General features: G+C 65.4%; 15 protein-coding genes. 14 read left to right on the top strand and 1 reads right to left on the bottom strand.

All coding sequences use genetic code 11. The features are described from left to right. Positions 1 to 51: 51 nt before the first annotated feature. The 3 genes from KUW62_RS11085 to KUW62_RS11075 are packed head-to-tail and all read left to right on the top strand — an operon-like array spanning position 52 to position 1,502. Entirely contained in the window at positions 52 to 636 is a 585-nt protein-coding gene (locus KUW62_RS11085) for an RNA polymerase sigma factor (protein ID WP_224815540.1), read from the top strand. Then, a complete protein-coding gene (locus KUW62_RS11080; RefSeq protein ID WP_224815539.1) occupies positions 626 to 991 on the top strand; it encodes a dihydroorotate dehydrogenase in 366 nt (121 codons plus the stop codon). Before KUW62_RS11085 ends, KUW62_RS11080 begins: the two co-directional genes overlap by 11 nt. Then, on the top strand, positions 984 to 1,502 hold the full coding sequence (locus KUW62_RS11075) for a periplasmic heavy metal sensor (RefSeq protein WP_224815538.1): 519 nt from the start codon (positions 984 to 986) through the stop codon (positions 1,500 to 1,502). Before KUW62_RS11080 ends, KUW62_RS11075 begins: the two co-directional genes overlap by 8 nt. A 33-nt stretch (positions 1,503 to 1,535) precedes the next feature. Here KUW62_RS11075 and KUW62_RS11070 read toward each other — a convergent pair whose 3' ends face one another. Continuing rightward, entirely contained in the window at positions 1,536 to 2,933 is a 1,398-nt protein-coding gene (locus tag KUW62_RS11070) for a diguanylate cyclase domain-containing protein (protein WP_224815537.1), read from the bottom strand. A 113-nt stretch (positions 2,934 to 3,046) separates the two neighbouring features. Between KUW62_RS11070 and KUW62_RS11065 the strand changes: the two genes are divergently transcribed. From KUW62_RS11065 to KUW62_RS11015, 11 genes are all read left to right on the top strand, one after another. Further along, entirely contained in the window at positions 3,047 to 3,325 is a 279-nt protein-coding gene (locus tag KUW62_RS11065) for a DUF3572 domain-containing protein (protein WP_224815536.1), read from the top strand. Between the two features lie 4 nt (positions 3,326 to 3,329). Continuing rightward, positions 3,330 to 4,034, top strand: a complete 705-nt coding sequence (locus KUW62_RS11060; RefSeq protein WP_224815535.1) for an HAD family hydrolase — start codon at positions 3,330 to 3,332, stop codon at positions 4,032 to 4,034. A gap of 120 nt (positions 4,035 to 4,154) precedes the next feature. Continuing rightward, entirely contained in the window at positions 4,155 to 5,741 is a 1,587-nt protein-coding gene (locus KUW62_RS11055) for a trimethylamine methyltransferase family protein (protein WP_224815534.1), read from the top strand. A 114-nt stretch (positions 5,742 to 5,855) separates the two neighbouring features. Beyond that, positions 5,856 to 6,443, top strand: coding sequence for a heme NO-binding domain-containing protein (locus KUW62_RS11050; RefSeq protein ID WP_224815533.1), 588 nt, complete (start codon positions 5,856 to 5,858; stop codon positions 6,441 to 6,443). Next, positions 6,440 to 7,468, top strand: a complete 1,029-nt coding sequence (locus KUW62_RS11045) for a GGDEF domain-containing protein (protein WP_224815532.1) — start codon at positions 6,440 to 6,442, stop codon at positions 7,466 to 7,468. Before KUW62_RS11050 ends, KUW62_RS11045 begins: the two co-directional genes overlap by 4 nt. Before the next feature lie 90 nt (positions 7,469 to 7,558). Beyond that, positions 7,559 to 8,908 (top strand): AarF/ABC1/UbiB kinase family protein, encoded by a 1,350-nt coding sequence (locus KUW62_RS11040; RefSeq protein WP_224815531.1) that lies wholly within the window; start codon positions 7,559 to 7,561, stop codon positions 8,906 to 8,908. Between the two features lie 65 nt (positions 8,909 to 8,973). Beyond that, positions 8,974 to 9,900 (top strand): aminotransferase class IV, encoded by a 927-nt coding sequence (locus KUW62_RS11035; RefSeq protein ID WP_224815530.1) that lies wholly within the window; start codon positions 8,974 to 8,976, stop codon positions 9,898 to 9,900. 113 nt (positions 9,901 to 10,013) lie between these two features. Next, positions 10,014 to 11,045, top strand: a complete 1,032-nt coding sequence (locus tag KUW62_RS11030) for a LacI family DNA-binding transcriptional regulator (protein WP_224815529.1) — start codon at positions 10,014 to 10,016, stop codon at positions 11,043 to 11,045. A gap of 105 nt (positions 11,046 to 11,150) precedes the next feature. Further along, positions 11,151 to 12,470, top strand: coding sequence for a sugar ABC transporter substrate-binding protein (locus KUW62_RS11025; protein WP_224815528.1), 1,320 nt, complete (start codon positions 11,151 to 11,153; stop codon positions 12,468 to 12,470). A 128-nt stretch (positions 12,471 to 12,598) separates the two neighbouring features. Beyond that, positions 12,599 to 13,528 carry a carbohydrate ABC transporter permease gene (locus KUW62_RS11020; protein WP_224815527.1) on the top strand — a complete coding sequence of 310 codons (930 nt, stop codon included), beginning with the start codon at positions 12,599 to 12,601 and terminating at the stop codon, positions 13,526 to 13,528. Positions 13,529 to 13,541: 13 nt separating this feature from the next. Next, positions 13,542 to 14,372, top strand: a complete 831-nt coding sequence (locus KUW62_RS11015) for a carbohydrate ABC transporter permease (protein ID WP_224815526.1) — start codon at positions 13,542 to 13,544, stop codon at positions 14,370 to 14,372. Positions 14,373 to 14,377 lie beyond the last annotated feature (5 nt).

Raw genomic sequence — 14,377 nt, 5'->3', positions numbered from 1 at the left:
GGTGGCGGACCGCCCGTTTCAATACGCATCGCGACGGGGTAAGCACGGTTCATGGGGCAGGCGGATACAGAGCTTGCGGCGCTGGATGACGGGGCGCTGATGGTCCTTTTCGCCCACGGCGATCCGGGCGCGGCCCGGCTGTTGACCGAGCGTCTGCTGCCCCGCGCCTTTCGCCATGCGGCCCGGGTTCTGGGCGACCGGGCGGCGGCCGAGGACGTGGCGCAGGAGGCGATGCTGCGCCTGTGGCGCGCGGCGGCAGAGTGGCGCGCCGATGGCAGTGCCAAGCCGTCGACCTGGTTGCACAAGGTGGTGGCGAACCTGTCCATCGACCGCTTGCGGAAATCGGGGCGCGCGGTGGAGTTGGGCGACGACGATTTCGCCGACGGCGCGCCGGGGATGGAGACGCGCTTGCAGGACATGGGGCGGATGGCGGCGCTGGACGCGGCCTTGGCCACGTTGCCCGAGCGGCAGAGACAGGCGGTCGTCCTGCGCCATATCGAGGGACTATCGAACCCCGAGATCGCCGAGGCCCTCGGGATCGGCGTGGAAGCGGTGGAAAGTCTGACCGCACGGGGTAAACGGGCGCTGAGCGCCGCATTGAAACACCACAAGGAGGCCCTTGGATATGGCCAATGACCGCGAAGACGAGGCCTTTGACGCGCTGATGGAAGAGGCGCGCGGCGATGCGCCGTCGGGCGATCTGATGGCCCGGGTGCTGGCCGATGCGGACAGGGTGCAGGCGCGCCCGGCCAAACCCGCCCACGCGCCGCGCGGCAGGGTGCCTTGGTGGCGCGGGGTGATCGCGGGGATCGGCGGGTGGAGCGCGGTATCGGGCATCACGGCGGCGGGGATCGTGGGGCTGGCCGTGGGGCTGTATGCCCCCGACGAGATCGAGGCGCTTTTGGGAGGTGATGCGTTGAGCTTTACGGAAACGGGCCTCGGCGTGACCCCGGATCTGGGGGAATTGTGGACGGAGGGTGAAGATGTCTGACCCAATCGAGACGCCGACGCGCAAGGGCGCGGGCCGGTGGGTGAAGATCGCGCTGGCGGTCTCGCTGGCCCTGAACTTGGCCATCGTGGGGCTGATCGGCGGCGTGGTTCTGGGCCGCGAGGGTGGGCCGGGGGACCGCGGCACGGCACCGGCCCTCCGGACGCTGGGGCTAGGGCCGTTCGTGGTGGCGCTGTCCCGGGAGGACCGGCAGGACCTGCGCGGGCGGATCGAGGCCCAGGGAAATCCGCTGCGCGAAGAACGCCGCGCCATCGGTCGATCCCTGCGCGCGGTGCAGGAGGCGTTGCGCGCCGATCCGTTCGACCGCGCCGCCGCGGAGGCCGCCCTGCGCGCCAGCCGCACCAGCGCCATCGCGTTGCAGGAGGCGGGTCACACGGCGTTGCTGGATCAAGTGGAGACAATGACGGCGGAGGAGCGCCGGGCGCTCGCCGACAACCTGGAGCGGATGATGCGCCGCCTGGGTGGCCGGGGCCGCGCGCCGGGCGGAGAGTGAGCACGCCGGGCGGCGTGTGCGGGTGTAGCGCGTTCAGGCGGCGGAGGCGGGCTCGGTCGCCTGGCGCACCTGGTCGCGCCCCTGGTCCTTGGCGTGGTAGAGCGCCCGGTCGGCCCGGTCGATCAGACCTTCGGGCGACAGCGCCCCGGGCGGGTCGTGGGGCAGGACAAGGCCGATACTGGCGGTGACATGCCGTTCCCCGTCGGTGGGCCCCATGTTGAACGGACGGTCGGCCACCGCGCGGCGCAGGCGTTCCGCACATTCGGTGGCGTGATCGGCGTCGCAGCCGGGTAGTGCGACCAGAAACTCCTCCCCCCCCATGCGGGCGAGAAGATCGCCGCCACGCAATTGCGCGCGCAGGCGGTTGGCGACCTCGCACAGCACGGCGTCCCCCGCCCCGTGGCCGTGGCGGTCGTTGACCGATTTGAAATGGTCGAGGTCGATCATCATCACCGCGAGCGACGGGCGCGGTTGGGCCAGCATCTGTTCCATCCGGTGCAGGGCGTAGCGGCGGTTGTGCAGGCCGGTCAGCGGATCGGTCACCGCCGCCTCAAGCCCCGCGCGAACGCCCGCACGCATACGGTCCGATTGCCGCTTGCGGTCGAGCTGCACGCCGATGCGGATCGCCAGTTCCTTGGCATCGAAGGGGTCGTGGAGCACGTCGCTCGCCCCCAGATCAAGCGCAATCGCCGCCCGTTCGCTATCGCCCTCGGGCAGGATCATGATCGAGGCGGCATGGCGCGTGCCGGGGCGGGAGCGCAGGTCCGACAGCAGGCGAAGGCCTTCATTGCGTTGCGCCAGATCGACGGAAATCACGAATACGTCGGGCGCCGCGTGGCCGGTCGCCGTCGCCTCCGCCAACGCGGCCTCGCGCGGGATGATCCGCACCTCCGCATCCAGCCGGTCATTGATCGCGGTCTTCCACAGGACGGCCCCGCGCGGACCGGGGGCCACAAGGGCGATGCGGCCCGGCTTTTGCTTGGCCGTGAAGCCGGTGGCCGCCTCCGCGAAGCCCATGGCCGACACGGTGTCATCGCGCATCTCCAGCTCGCGCACCGTGTCGCGGGCGCGCAGCAGGGACCGGACGCGGGCCAGCAGCGTCACCTCTTCCACCGGTTTGGTCAGGAAATCGTCGGCTCCCGCCTCCAACCCGTCCATCTTGGCATCGGTGTCGGTCAGCGCGGTGATCAGGACGATGGGAATGTCCGCCGTCGCCGGATCGCGTTTGAGCGCGCGGCAGACGTCGAGCCCGTTCATGTCTGGCATCATCACGTCGAGGAGAATCAGGTCCGGCCGCGACTCCCGCGCGGCGCGGATCGCATCGGCCCCGTTCTCGGCCTGTTCGACGGCATAACAGGCGGCGGCCAGCTTTACTTTCATGACGATGCGGTTCGTGGCTACATCGTCAACGACCAGAATACGCCCCGCCATGTGTACCTCATCCTCTCGAAACTATAGACATGTTTACGCGCATGTCCGGCTCTGCGTCGAAATCTGACGGGCAATGGTTAACAAACCCTTTAAGCCGCAAGGAAGTGGAAATCATGCAGCAAGATTTCGCCGAAGCCCGCGCATTGACCGTTCTGGCCTGGCTCGCGGGGGACGAGGATCTGCTTCCGGTTTTCATGAACGCGACCGGAACGAGCGAGGCTGACATGCGCCTGCGCGCCGGTGATCCGGACTTCCTGGCCGCGATGATGGAGTTCCTGCTGATGGACGACCGCTGGGTCCTCGACGCGTCCGCGGCCACGGGCATTCCGGCGCAGGATTTCGCCATGATCCGCGCCGCGCTGCCCGGTGGCCACCTGCCGAACTGGACCTGACCCCGTGACGCGGATCGAGGGGATCTTGTTCGACAAGGACGGCGTTTTGTTCGATTTCCAACGCAGCTGGGGCGGCTGGGTGGACCGAATGATCCGACATTTCGCGGCGGGTGACGCGGGTATCCGCACGCATCTGGCGGACGTGCTGGGATATGACCTTGCGACCGGGAAAATCCGCCGCGGCAGTTTCGTGATCGCGGGTACGGCGGAAGAGGTGGTCGATGCGGTTGCCGCCGCCTTGCCCGGTCGCGACAGGCAAGCGATCAGACAGGTTTTGATGGACGAGGCGACCAACACGCAACTGGTGCCTGCCGTGCCGTTGCCCGAAACGTTCCGCGATCTGCGGGGGCGGGGCCTGCGCCTTGGCGTGGCGACGAACGATATCGAACGGGCGGCGCGCGCGCATCTGCGGATGGCGGGCATCGAAGGGGATTTCGATTTCATCGCCGGGTCCGACAGCGGGTACGGCGCGAAACCGGCCCCCGGCATGTGCGACGCATTCGCCAGGCAGACCGGGCTGCGGCCCGACGCCCTCGTGATGGTGGGGGACTCGACCCACGACATCGACGCGGGCCGCGCGGCGGGCTTCACGACCATCGGTGTCCTGACCGGCGTGGCAACGCACGAGGATCTGGCCCCCCATGCCGATGTCGTTCTGTCGAACATCGCGGCCCTTGGCCCGTGGCTGGACGGACGCGGCGCGACATAAGCGGGACATCCGACAAATGCGACGCCTTCTCGTCGTTTTCCGAACACCATCGCGGGGGCGGCTTGGGGAAGTGTGGGGACGACCAGCGGGCTACGCGCCCGCCCACCAGAAGGTTCCGACATGACCGACGCCGCCGACATCACACCCGCCGACGCCCCCGCCCCGGCAAGACGTCGCCGCGCGGGGGGGCGCGCCGCCTCCACCGCGCGCGCCAATGCCCATGCGATCGAACAGACGCCGTGGCGCTTGCCGCGCAACACCGACCGCCCGACGGAGCCGCTTGACGCGGACGGGGTGCAGGCGATCCACAACGGCGCCATGCGCATCCTGTCGGAAATCGGGATCGAATTCCTCAACGACGAAGCGATTGGGCACCTGAAGCAGGCGGGTTGCAAGGTGGAGGGGCAGACCGTCTTTTTCGGGCGCGATTTCGTGGAGGAGATGATCGCCCGCGCGCCCGAGACATTCACCATCACCCCGCGCAATCCGGACCGCAAGCTGGTGATGGGTGACAATTACATGGTCTTCGGTAACGTGTCCTCCCCCCCCAATGCGTGGGACCTGAAGCGGGGCAAGCGGCCCGGCGACATGGAGACATACGTCGAATTCATCAAGCTGACGCAGTATTTCAACTGCATCCATTTCGCGGGCGGCTACCCGGTGGAGCCCATCGACGTCCATGCGAGCGTGCGGCACCTCGATTGCCTCTACGAGAAGCTGACGCTGACCGACAAGGTGGCCCATGCCTATTCGCTGGGGGCCGAGCGCGTCGACGACGTAATGGAGATGGTGCGGATCGCCGGCGGGCTGAGCCATGAGGAGTTTGATGCCACCCCGCGAATGTACACAAACATCAACTCCGTCAGCCCCCTGAAACACGATTTCCCCATGCTCGACGGCGCGATGCGCCTGGCGCGGCGGGGCCAGCCGGTGGTGGTGACGCCCTTCACCCTGGCCGGAGCCATGGCGCCTGTGACCCTGTCCGGGGCGGTGGCGTTGAGTATTGCGGAAGGGTTGGCGGCGATTGCGCTGTTGCAATGGATCGCGCCGGGATGCCCGGTAGCCATCGGCACCTTCACGTCCAACGTGGACATGAAATCGGGTGCGCCCGCATTCGGGACGCCGGAATACATGCGCGCGACCCAGATGACGGGGCAGATGGCGCGCTTCTACAAGCTGCCGATGCGCGCAAGCGGGGTCTGCGCCGCCAACGTGCCCGACGGGCAGGCGATGTGGGAGACGTCCAACAGCCTTTGGTCGGGCGTGCAGGCGGGCGCGAACATGATCTACCACGCGGCGGGATGGCTGGAGGGCGGGCTGATCGCATCGCCCGAGAAGTTCGTCATGGATTGCGAAGTAATCCAGCAGATCCAGCGCTATTTCGAGCCGCAGATCCTCGGCACGTCGGAGGATGATCTGGCCTTCGACGCGATCAAGGAGGTCGGCGCGGGCGGCCATTTCTTCGGCTGCCAGCACACTCAGGACCGCTATCAGGAGGCGTTTTACGCCCCGTTCCTGTCGGATTGGCGCAATTTCGAGGCATGGGATCTGGATGGTGCGGTCTGGACCGCGGAGCGCGCGCACGCGACCTACAAGGCGATCCTGGAAGAGTTCGAGGCCCCGCCGATGGACGACGCGATCCGCGAGGAATTGCGCGACTTCGTGGCGCGGCGCAAATCCGAAGGCGGGGCACCCACCGATTTCTGATCCTGCCCGCCCGGCGCGAAAGCCTTTCTTTACCCATTCTCGCTAGCGTCCCCGGACCCGGGCGCGCCCCATGCGTCCGGATGCGCAGTGGCACTGAGGCAAGGGTGAGACACGATGCACGGCATGATCAACCGCGCGCTCCAGGGTTTTCTGGTGGCGACCTACGGCGATGACGTCTGGGCGGAAGTGCGCAGCATCGCCGATCTGCCATTCGACGACTTCGAGACGATGCTGACCTATGATGACAGTTACACGATGGCCTGCTTCACCGCCGCAACCCAGGTCACGCATCAACCGCCCACCGCCCTGCTGGAAGACCTTGGGACGTTCCTGATCACCCACCCGCCGCTGGGTCAATTGCGGCGCTTGCTGCGCTTCGGCGGTGCCACGTTCCGGGAATTCATCCTGTCACTGGACGAATTGGCCGATCGGGGGCGCATGGCGATGCCGCAACTGGAGATGCCGGAAATCGTGGTCACGCCGCTTGGCCCCCACCGCTATCGGCTGGCCGCGCGGTGGAAGATGCCGGGGATCGGGCCGATCCTGTTCGGCGCGATGCGGGCCATGGCGGACGATTACGGGGCGCTGGCCACCTTGCGTCTGGCCGGTGTGACCGACGGGGAGGAGCGGTTGGAGATCGAGGTGCATGATCTGCACCACGCCGCCGGGCGGCACTTCCAACTGGGCGAGGTGGAGGCATGAGCATCCAGGGCGCGATGCCGCGCATCGACGGCGCCTTGCCCGCCGCGATCATGGATCGGCTGATGCCCATGCACCTGTCGCTTGGTCCCGACGGCACGATCCTCCATGCCGCGCCGACCATCGCCAAGATGCTCGGCCTCGACAATCCCGTGGGGGATTGCGTGTTCGATCGGATGGAGTTCCGCCGTCCGCGCGGCATCGCGGATATGGAAAACCTGTTGAGCCACGCGGGCTGTCGCCTGTCGCTGGCGCTGCAATCGGCCCCGGATATCCCGTTGCGCGGCGTGGCCTTCGCGGTGCCGGACCCGGATACGGGCGGGCAGGGGGGTATCATGGATGTCTCGCTTGGCCTGTCCTTCGCGCGGGCGGTCGCGGATTTCTCCCTCACGCTCAGCGACTTTTCCCCCTGCGATCAGACGGTGGAGTTACTGTACCTCCATGAGGCCAACGCCTCCACCGCGCGGCTGTCGCGGCACCTGTCGGAGAGGTTGCGCGCAGCCCATGACGCGGCGGAGCGGCAGGCGCGGACCGACATGCTGACCAGCCTCGCCAATCGGCGCGCGATGGACGACCAGATCACGCGGGCGCTGGAGGATCTGCACCAGGATTTCACGCTGCTGCACCTCGACCTCGACCTGTTCAAGACGGTCAACGATACGCTTGGCCACGCGGCGGGCGACGCGGTGCTGATGGAGGTGGGCCGCATCCTGTCGCGGGAATTGCGGCGCACCGATTTCCCGGCGCGGGTGGGGGGCGATGAATTCGTGGTGCTGCTGCGCCCCGCCGTGCCGCCCTTCGTGGCCGCGCGGATCGCGCAGCGCCTGATCGACCGGATCGAGGTGCCGATCCCTTTCGAGGGGGAAACCTGCCGGATTTCCGCCAGCATCGGCATCGTGGCCAGCACGCAATATACCGACCGGCCAAGCCTTGAGCAGATCATGTCGGACGTTGATACGGCGCTCTACCGCGCCAAGAACGAGGGGCGGGGCCGCTTCGTGATGTTCAACCGGAAAAGCGGTCGATGAGGTGGGCGGCGGGCCGTGGCCCTGTTCGCCACGCCCCGCTGCCCTAGGTCCAACGGGAGTAACGATCCTTATCCCGTGACCGCACATCCCATGACCGACCATTCCCCGCCTCGTACGCCACCACCCCCGCCGCCGCCGTCACGCGCGGTGCCGACGGGGCGGCTGTCACGGTTCACCAAGCTCGGCGGATTGGCCACGGGGCTTGCAGCGCGCGCGGCGGCGGGGCGGGCCCGCGCGGCGCTGACCGGCCAACGGCCCGATATGGCGCAGATCCTGATGACGCAAGCCAACCTGTCCCGCATCGCCGATCGGCTGTCGGAAATGCGTGGGGCGGCGATGAAGCTGGGGCAGCTTCTGTCAATGGAAACCGGCGACGTGTTGCCGCCGGAGCTTTCCCATATCCTCGCCCGCCTGCGCGCGGATGCCGACGCCATGCCGCCCGGGCAGCTCAAACAGGTGCTGAGCGATGCCTATGGCCCCGATTTTCGGCGGCATTTCCGCAGTTTCGACACGCGCCCCATCGCGGCCGCCTCCATCGGGCAGGTTCACCGCGCGCAGGCGAAAGACGGGATGCGGCTGGCGCTGAAAGTGCAATATCCCGGTATCCGCACCTCCATCGACAGCGATCTGGACAATGTCGCGGGCCTGATCCGGTGGACCGGTCTTTGGCCCCGGGAACTGGACCTCGGCCCCGTGATGGCGGAGGCGCGCCGCCAATTGCACGAGGAGGCGGATTATGACCGCGAGGGCCGCTACCTTGCCCGGTTCGGCACGGTCCTGGCCGATGATCCGCGCTTTGTCGTGCCGGTGCATCGCCCCGATCTGTCCACCCGCGACGTGCTGGCGATGCGATTCGAGCCGTCGGTCCCGATTGAGGCATTGGCCGAGGCCAACACCGCCACCCGCGACGCCGCCGCATCGGCCTTGATCGAGTTGTGCTTGTGCGAATTGTTCGACTTTAGGCTGATGCAGACCGACCCGAATTTCGCCAATTACCGCTGGCGGGCCGAGACGGGGCAGATCGTCTTGCTTGATTTCGGTGCCACGCGGGAGATCCCGGCCGCGCTTGCGGACGGGCATCGCCGCTTGCTGCGCGCAGGTCTGGACGGGATGCGCGAAGATATCCTGGCGGAGTTGGAGCGGATCGGTTTCATCAAACCCGGCCTGTCGGAGGCGCATTGCGCCGCGATCCTCGACATGGCGGAGATGGGTTTCGCCGCCCTGCGCGGGCCGGAGCCCTTCGATTTCGCCACCAGCCGTTTGGCGGAAGAGTTGCGCGCGCGGGGGCAGGTGATAGGGCAGGAGCGCGACCTGTGGCACATTCCGCCCGCGGATACCTTGTTCCTGCAACGCAAGATCGGGGGATTGTACCTGCTGGCGACACGCCTGGGGGCGCGGGTCGACCTGCCGCGCCTGGCCCGGCGCTTCGCGGGCGGCTAAAGGCACGGGACATTTGTTGCGCACCGTGGCAGCGTCGGACCGGGACAGATCCGAGAGACACGCAGATGCAAGATACCGCCCTGACCACCCACGACGCGCTGGAAGACCCGCGCAATGCCGACATCAAGATCTACGTCAACGGAGAGATCGTGCACCGCGATGACGCCAAGATCTCCGTCTATGACAGCGGGTTCATGTTGGGCGACGGGATGTGGGAAGGGATGCGGCTTTATGACGGGGTCTGGGCGTTCTTCGACGAGCACATGGATCGCTTCCTGAATTCCTGCAAAGCCGTGAGCCTTGATCCGGGCATGGATGCGGACGGCGTGGCCGCCGCGTTGGAGGCGACGCGGGCCGCCAATGATATGCACAGCGACGTCCATTGCCGCCTGATGGTGACGCGTGGCGTGAAGGTGAAGCCGTTCCAGCATCCGTCGCTCAGCCGGTCGGGGCCGACCATGGTTATTATCATGGAACATTCCAAGCCGGTGGACGGCTTGCAGAAGACGGGCATCCGCCTTGCCACCGTGCCCCAGGTCCGCGGCCTGCCGATGAGCCAGGACGCCAAGTACAATTCCCACTCCAAACTGAATTGCGTGATCGCGTGTCTGCAGGCCGAACAGGCGGGCGCAGATGAGGCGCTGATGCTCGACCCCAATGGGTTCGTGAACACCACCAATGCGTGCAACTTCTTCATCGTGCGCCGGGGGGAGGTTTGGACCTCCACCGGGGATTATTGCATGAACGGGGTGACACGGCAGAAGGTGATCGACCTGTGCCGGGCCGATGGCATTCCGGTGTTCGAGAGGAATTTCTCCCTTTACGAGGCGTATGGGGCCGAGGAAGCTTTCCTGACCGGGACATTCGGGGCGCAGACGCCGGTGGCGGAGATCGACGGAAAGGCGATCGGCACGGGCGCGCGACCGGTCACGGCGCACATTCGCGATCTCTATAAACGGGCCGTCGCCGATCACGTGGCCGAGCGGCGCTGAATTGCCCGCCCGTGTTGACGCTTCGCCCCGGCGATCGCTAGGGTGCGCATACTTTACGCGCGCTAAGGGGTGCAGGCCCGCGGGCCGGGCCACAAGACACGTATTGGGATGAGATGAGCACCGAGCCGATCAGAAACATGGAACAGTTTGCCGCGAAAAGCGGCATTTCCCGGCCGACGGTATCGAAGTATTTCAACGATCCCGAAAGCGTCCGGGCCTCCACCCGCGCGCGGATCGAGGCGGCGCTTGACCGCTATGATTACCGCCCGAACATCTATGCGGTGAACCAGAACCGGCGGCTGACGAAGAATATCGGGATCGTCGTGCCGTTCCTGGCCGACCCGTTCTTTGCGGAGATCGCGCGCGCGTTGGAGACATTGGTGATCGAGGCGGGGTTCCGGCCCATCTTGCTCAGCTCCCACGGGGGGGTGGATCAGGAAAACGACAACCTGGAGACGCTGCGCGCGCTGAAGCCGGCCGGTGTGCTGTTAGCCCCGCTGGGGCGCAGATCCGACAAGCGCGCGGTGGAGGCGTTTTGCGAACATGTGCCGACGGTCCTGTTCGACAGCAACCTCGAGCATCTGGGCGCGGCGTTCATCGGGTCCGATAATGCCAGTTTCGTGGATCAGACCGTGGAATACCTGTGCCGCACCGGTGAACCGCCGAGTTTCTTCGAGATGCGCACGCCCGCCAACCCCAATGCCAACAAGCGGCGCCTGGCCTATATCGCGGCGATGGAGCGCGCGGGGTTGGAGCCCGATGTCATCAGTGTCGAAGGCGAAGGCTGGGGCTTCGAGGAGATCGGGCGCGCGGGCACCCATGACGCGATCGCGGACGGGCGGCTGAAATCCCGGACGATCCTGTGCAGCAACGATCGCCTGGCCATCGGGTTGCTCGCGGCCTGTTACGAGCGGGGCCTGAAGGTGGGCCGCGCGAAGGGGAGTGATCTGCGAGTCGCCTCCCACGACGACCACCCGTTTTCGCGATTCACCTGCCCGTCGCTGACCACCGCGGCCCATGATTACGAGGCCGTGTCGACCCACGCGGTGAAGACTTTGTTCGAGGTGATCGAAGGCGAACGGGACCTAAGCGACCGTCAGGAAACGCTTTATCCGACGCGCCTGATCTTGCGGGACTCTGCCTGAGGCCGGTTCTTGCGGGTGAAATTTACGCGCGTAAAGAAATTTGTTGACGCGCCGGAGATTCCAGCGCACCCTACACGCATCACATCCAATTCAGGGAGGAACCGGATGTTTACGAAGACCGTGCTTCGCACGACCAGCGCCCTTGCGCTGTGTGCTACGGCCACTGCGGCATTTGCCGACGGCCACGCGCCCACCATCACCATCGCGACCGTGAACAACGGCGACATGATCCGGATGCAGGGCTACACCGACCAGTTCACCGAAGAGACCGGCATCAATGTCGAGTGGGTGACGCTTGAGGAAAACGTGCTGCGTCAGCGCGTGACCACCGACATCACGACCGAAGGTGGCCAGTTCGATATCATGACCATCGGCATGTACGAGGCACCGATCTGGGGCGCCAACGGCTGGCTCGTCCCGCTCGACAACCTGTCGGAAGAATACAACGTCGACGATATCCTGCCCGCCATGCGTGCAGGCCTGTCCCATGACGGCACGCTTTATGCAGCACCGTTCTACGGCGAATCCTCGATGGTCATGTATCGCACCGACCTGATGGAAGCGGCAGGCATGGAAATGCCGGAAGCTCCCACCTGGGACGATATTCGTGCAGCGGCCGAGGCCATGGACGACCCGGAAAACGGCATCAACGGCATCTGCCTGCGCGGCAAGCCGGGCTGGGGTGAAGGCGGCGCCTTCATCAACGTCACCGCAAACTCCTTCGGCGCCCGCGTCGTGGACGAAAACTGGGTTGCCCAGCTTGACAGCCCGGAATGGGCCGAGGCGCTTAACTTCTACGTCGACCTGATGAACGATTTCGGCCCTGACGGCTATGCCACCAATGGGTTCAACGAAAACCTCTCGCTGTTCCAGCAGGGCCTGTGCGGCATGTGGATCGACGCCACGGTTGCGGCATCCTTCGTGACCAACCCCGACGATTCGGAAGTGGCCGACTCGGTCGGTTTCGCCCTGGCACCCGACAATGGTCTGGGTGTCCGGTCGAACTGGCTCTGGGCATGGGCGCTGGCAATCCCTGCCGGCACGCAGCAAGCCGACGAAGCGCTTCAGTTCATCGAGTGGGCGACCTCCGCCGACTACATCGAGCTGGTTGCCGAGAACGAAGGCTGGGCCAACGTGCCTCCGGGCGCACGCCAGTCGCTATATGACAACCCGAACTACCAGGAAGTGCCGTTCGCGCAGATGACGCTCGACTCGATCCTGTCGGCCAACCCGAACGAGCCGACCGTTGATCCGGTCCCCTACACGGGCGTCCAGTTCATGGCGATCCCGGAATGGGCGGGCTTCTGGACAGAAGTGAGCCAGGAATTCTCGAACGCGTATGCCGGTCAGCAGAGCATCGAGGACGCGCTGGCGAATGCCCAGGCGATCGTGAACGAAGCCATGGAATCCGCTGGTTACCAGTAAGCCTCCAAGGCAAAGACCGGAAGGCGGCGAAATCTTCCCGCCGCCTTCCACAACACCCCAAACTTCTACTACATTTTTACCCTGATATTCACCGGGCCAGGTGCGCCTGAATGAAGAGGATATGTGTCATGGCGACCCAGCATTCCCGATCAGCAGCCCGGATCATGATGGCCCCCGCAGTTTTCCTGCTTCTGGTCTGGATGCTGGTGCCGCTGTCGCTGACGCTGATCTTTTCGTTCAAGCGGTTCCTGCCGCTCCGCGGCGACCGGATCGGGGAGCGGGGCGATGGGTTCGGCGATTTCCTTCTGGATTACATCCAGGGCTTCCCGGATCTCGATTGGGTCGGGTTCAGCAATTTCTCCTCCTTCGTGACCTCGAATTCATTTTGGCCGGCGGTCGGCACGACTCTGATCATCGTCGGCGGCGTTCTGTTGGTGTCGATCCTGTTCGGCATCCTTCTGGCGATGCTGCTGGACCAGCCGATGTGGGGGCAGGGGATCGTCCGCATCCTCGTGATCGCGCCGTTCTTCGTGATGCCCACCGTGTCGGCGCTGGTCTGGAAGAACATGATCATGGATTCCACCAACGGATTGTTCGCGCATCTGTGGCGCGCCTTCGGGGCCGATCCGGTGGTCTGGTTAAGCGACGTTCCCATGGTTTCCCTGATCCTGATCATCTCGTGGCAATGGCTGCCGTTTGCGACGCTGATCCTGCTGACCGCGTTCCAGTCGCTCGACAGCGAGCAGATGGAAGCCGCCGAGATGGACGGCGCGGGCGCGCTGGCACGCTTCTTCTTCATCGCCTTGCCGCATCTGAGCCGCGCGATCACCATCGTGATCCTGATCCAGACGATCTTCCTTCTGGCGGTTTTCGCCGAGATATTCGTCACCACCGGCGGTGCCTTCGGCACGCGGACACTCACCTACCTGATCTACCAGCGGGTTCTGGAAAGCCAGAATGTCGGCCTGGGATCGGCGGGCGGTGTCTACGCCATCATCCTTGCCAATATCGTTGCGATCTTCCTGATGCGCATCGTCGGCAAGAACCTGGACCGTTGAGGAGAGACCAAGCATGGCACGCGCCGTCACGACACAACGAAAAGCGGTGAACACCGCGATTGCGTGGACGATCGGGCTTCTGATCTTCTTCCCGATCCTCTGGACGATCCTGACCTCCTTCAAGACCGAGGCGGAGGCGATCGCGAACCCGCCCGTCTTCTTGTTCTTCGACTGGACGCTGGAGAATTACGGCGTGGTGCAGGAACGCTCCAATTACATGCGGTTCTTGTGGAATTCGGTGTTCATCGCCGGTGGATCGACCCTTTTGGGCATCCTCGTGGCGGTGCCCGCGGCGTGGTCCATGGCCTTTGTGCCGTCGCGCCGGACCAAGGACATCTTGCTGTGGATGCTGTCGACCAAGATGCTGCCCGCGGTCGGCGTGCTTTACCCGATCTACCTGCTGTGCATCCAGCTTGGCGTGCTCGACAACCGCTACGCCCTGGTGGTGATCCTGATGCTCATCAACCTGCCGATCATCGTCTGGATGCTTTACACCTACTTCAAGGAAATCCCCGGTGAGATCCTCGAAGCCGCGCGGATGGACGGGGCGAGCCTGAAGGACGAATTGCTTTACGTACTGACGCCGATGGCGGTGCCCGGCATCGCGTCGACTATATTGCTCAACTTCATCCTCGCGTGGAACGAGGCCTTCTGGACCCTCAACCTGACATCGGTGGATGCCGCGCCGCTGACGGCGTTCATCGCCAGCTATTCTTCGCCCGAGGGTCTGTTCTTCGCCAAGCTCAGCGCGGCCTCCACCATGGCCATCGCGCCGATCCTCATCCTTGGCTGGTTCAGCCAGAAACAACTCGTCCGCGGCCTCACATTCGGCGCCGTTAAGTAGGGTAG

Origin of the sequence: Hasllibacter sp. MH4015 (assembly GCF_020177575.1) — a bacterium.
Taxonomy (GTDB): Bacteria; Pseudomonadota; Alphaproteobacteria; order Rhodobacterales; family Rhodobacteraceae; genus Gymnodinialimonas.
Note: the sequence above shows the minus strand (reverse complement) of the source record. Positions and strands in the feature narration are given on the sequence as shown.

Excerpts from the sequence above, each read along its gene's own strand:
- KUW62_RS11085 (WP_224815540.1), top strand. The coding sequence starts at position 52 with ATGGGGCAGGCGGATACAGAGCTTGCGGCGCTGGATGACGGGGCGCTG.
- KUW62_RS11080 (WP_224815539.1), top strand. The coding sequence starts at position 626 with ATGGCCAATGACCGCGAAGACGAGGCCTTTGACGCGCTGATGGAAGAG.
- KUW62_RS11075 (WP_224815538.1), top strand. The coding sequence starts at position 984 with ATGTCTGACCCAATCGAGACGCCGACGCGCAAGGGCGCGGGCCGGTGG.
- KUW62_RS11070 (WP_224815537.1), bottom strand. The coding sequence starts at position 2,933 with ATGGCGGGGCGTATTCTGGTCGTTGACGATGTAGCCACGAACCGCATC.
- KUW62_RS11065 (WP_224815536.1), top strand. The coding sequence starts at position 3,047 with ATGCAGCAAGATTTCGCCGAAGCCCGCGCATTGACCGTTCTGGCCTGG.
- KUW62_RS11055 (WP_224815534.1), top strand. The coding sequence starts at position 4,155 with ATGACCGACGCCGCCGACATCACACCCGCCGACGCCCCCGCCCCGGCA.
- KUW62_RS11050 (WP_224815533.1), top strand. The coding sequence starts at position 5,856 with ATGCACGGCATGATCAACCGCGCGCTCCAGGGTTTTCTGGTGGCGACC.
- KUW62_RS11045 (WP_224815532.1), top strand. The coding sequence starts at position 6,440 with ATGAGCATCCAGGGCGCGATGCCGCGCATCGACGGCGCCTTGCCCGCC.
- KUW62_RS11040 (WP_224815531.1), top strand. The coding sequence starts at position 7,559 with ATGACCGACCATTCCCCGCCTCGTACGCCACCACCCCCGCCGCCGCCG.
- KUW62_RS11035 (WP_224815530.1), top strand. The coding sequence starts at position 8,974 with ATGCAAGATACCGCCCTGACCACCCACGACGCGCTGGAAGACCCGCGC.
- KUW62_RS11030 (WP_224815529.1), top strand. The coding sequence starts at position 10,014 with ATGAGCACCGAGCCGATCAGAAACATGGAACAGTTTGCCGCGAAAAGC.
- KUW62_RS11025 (WP_224815528.1), top strand. The coding sequence starts at position 11,151 with ATGTTTACGAAGACCGTGCTTCGCACGACCAGCGCCCTTGCGCTGTGT.
- KUW62_RS11020 (WP_224815527.1), top strand. The coding sequence starts at position 12,599 with ATGGCGACCCAGCATTCCCGATCAGCAGCCCGGATCATGATGGCCCCC.
- KUW62_RS11015 (WP_224815526.1), top strand. The coding sequence starts at position 13,542 with ATGGCACGCGCCGTCACGACACAACGAAAAGCGGTGAACACCGCGATT.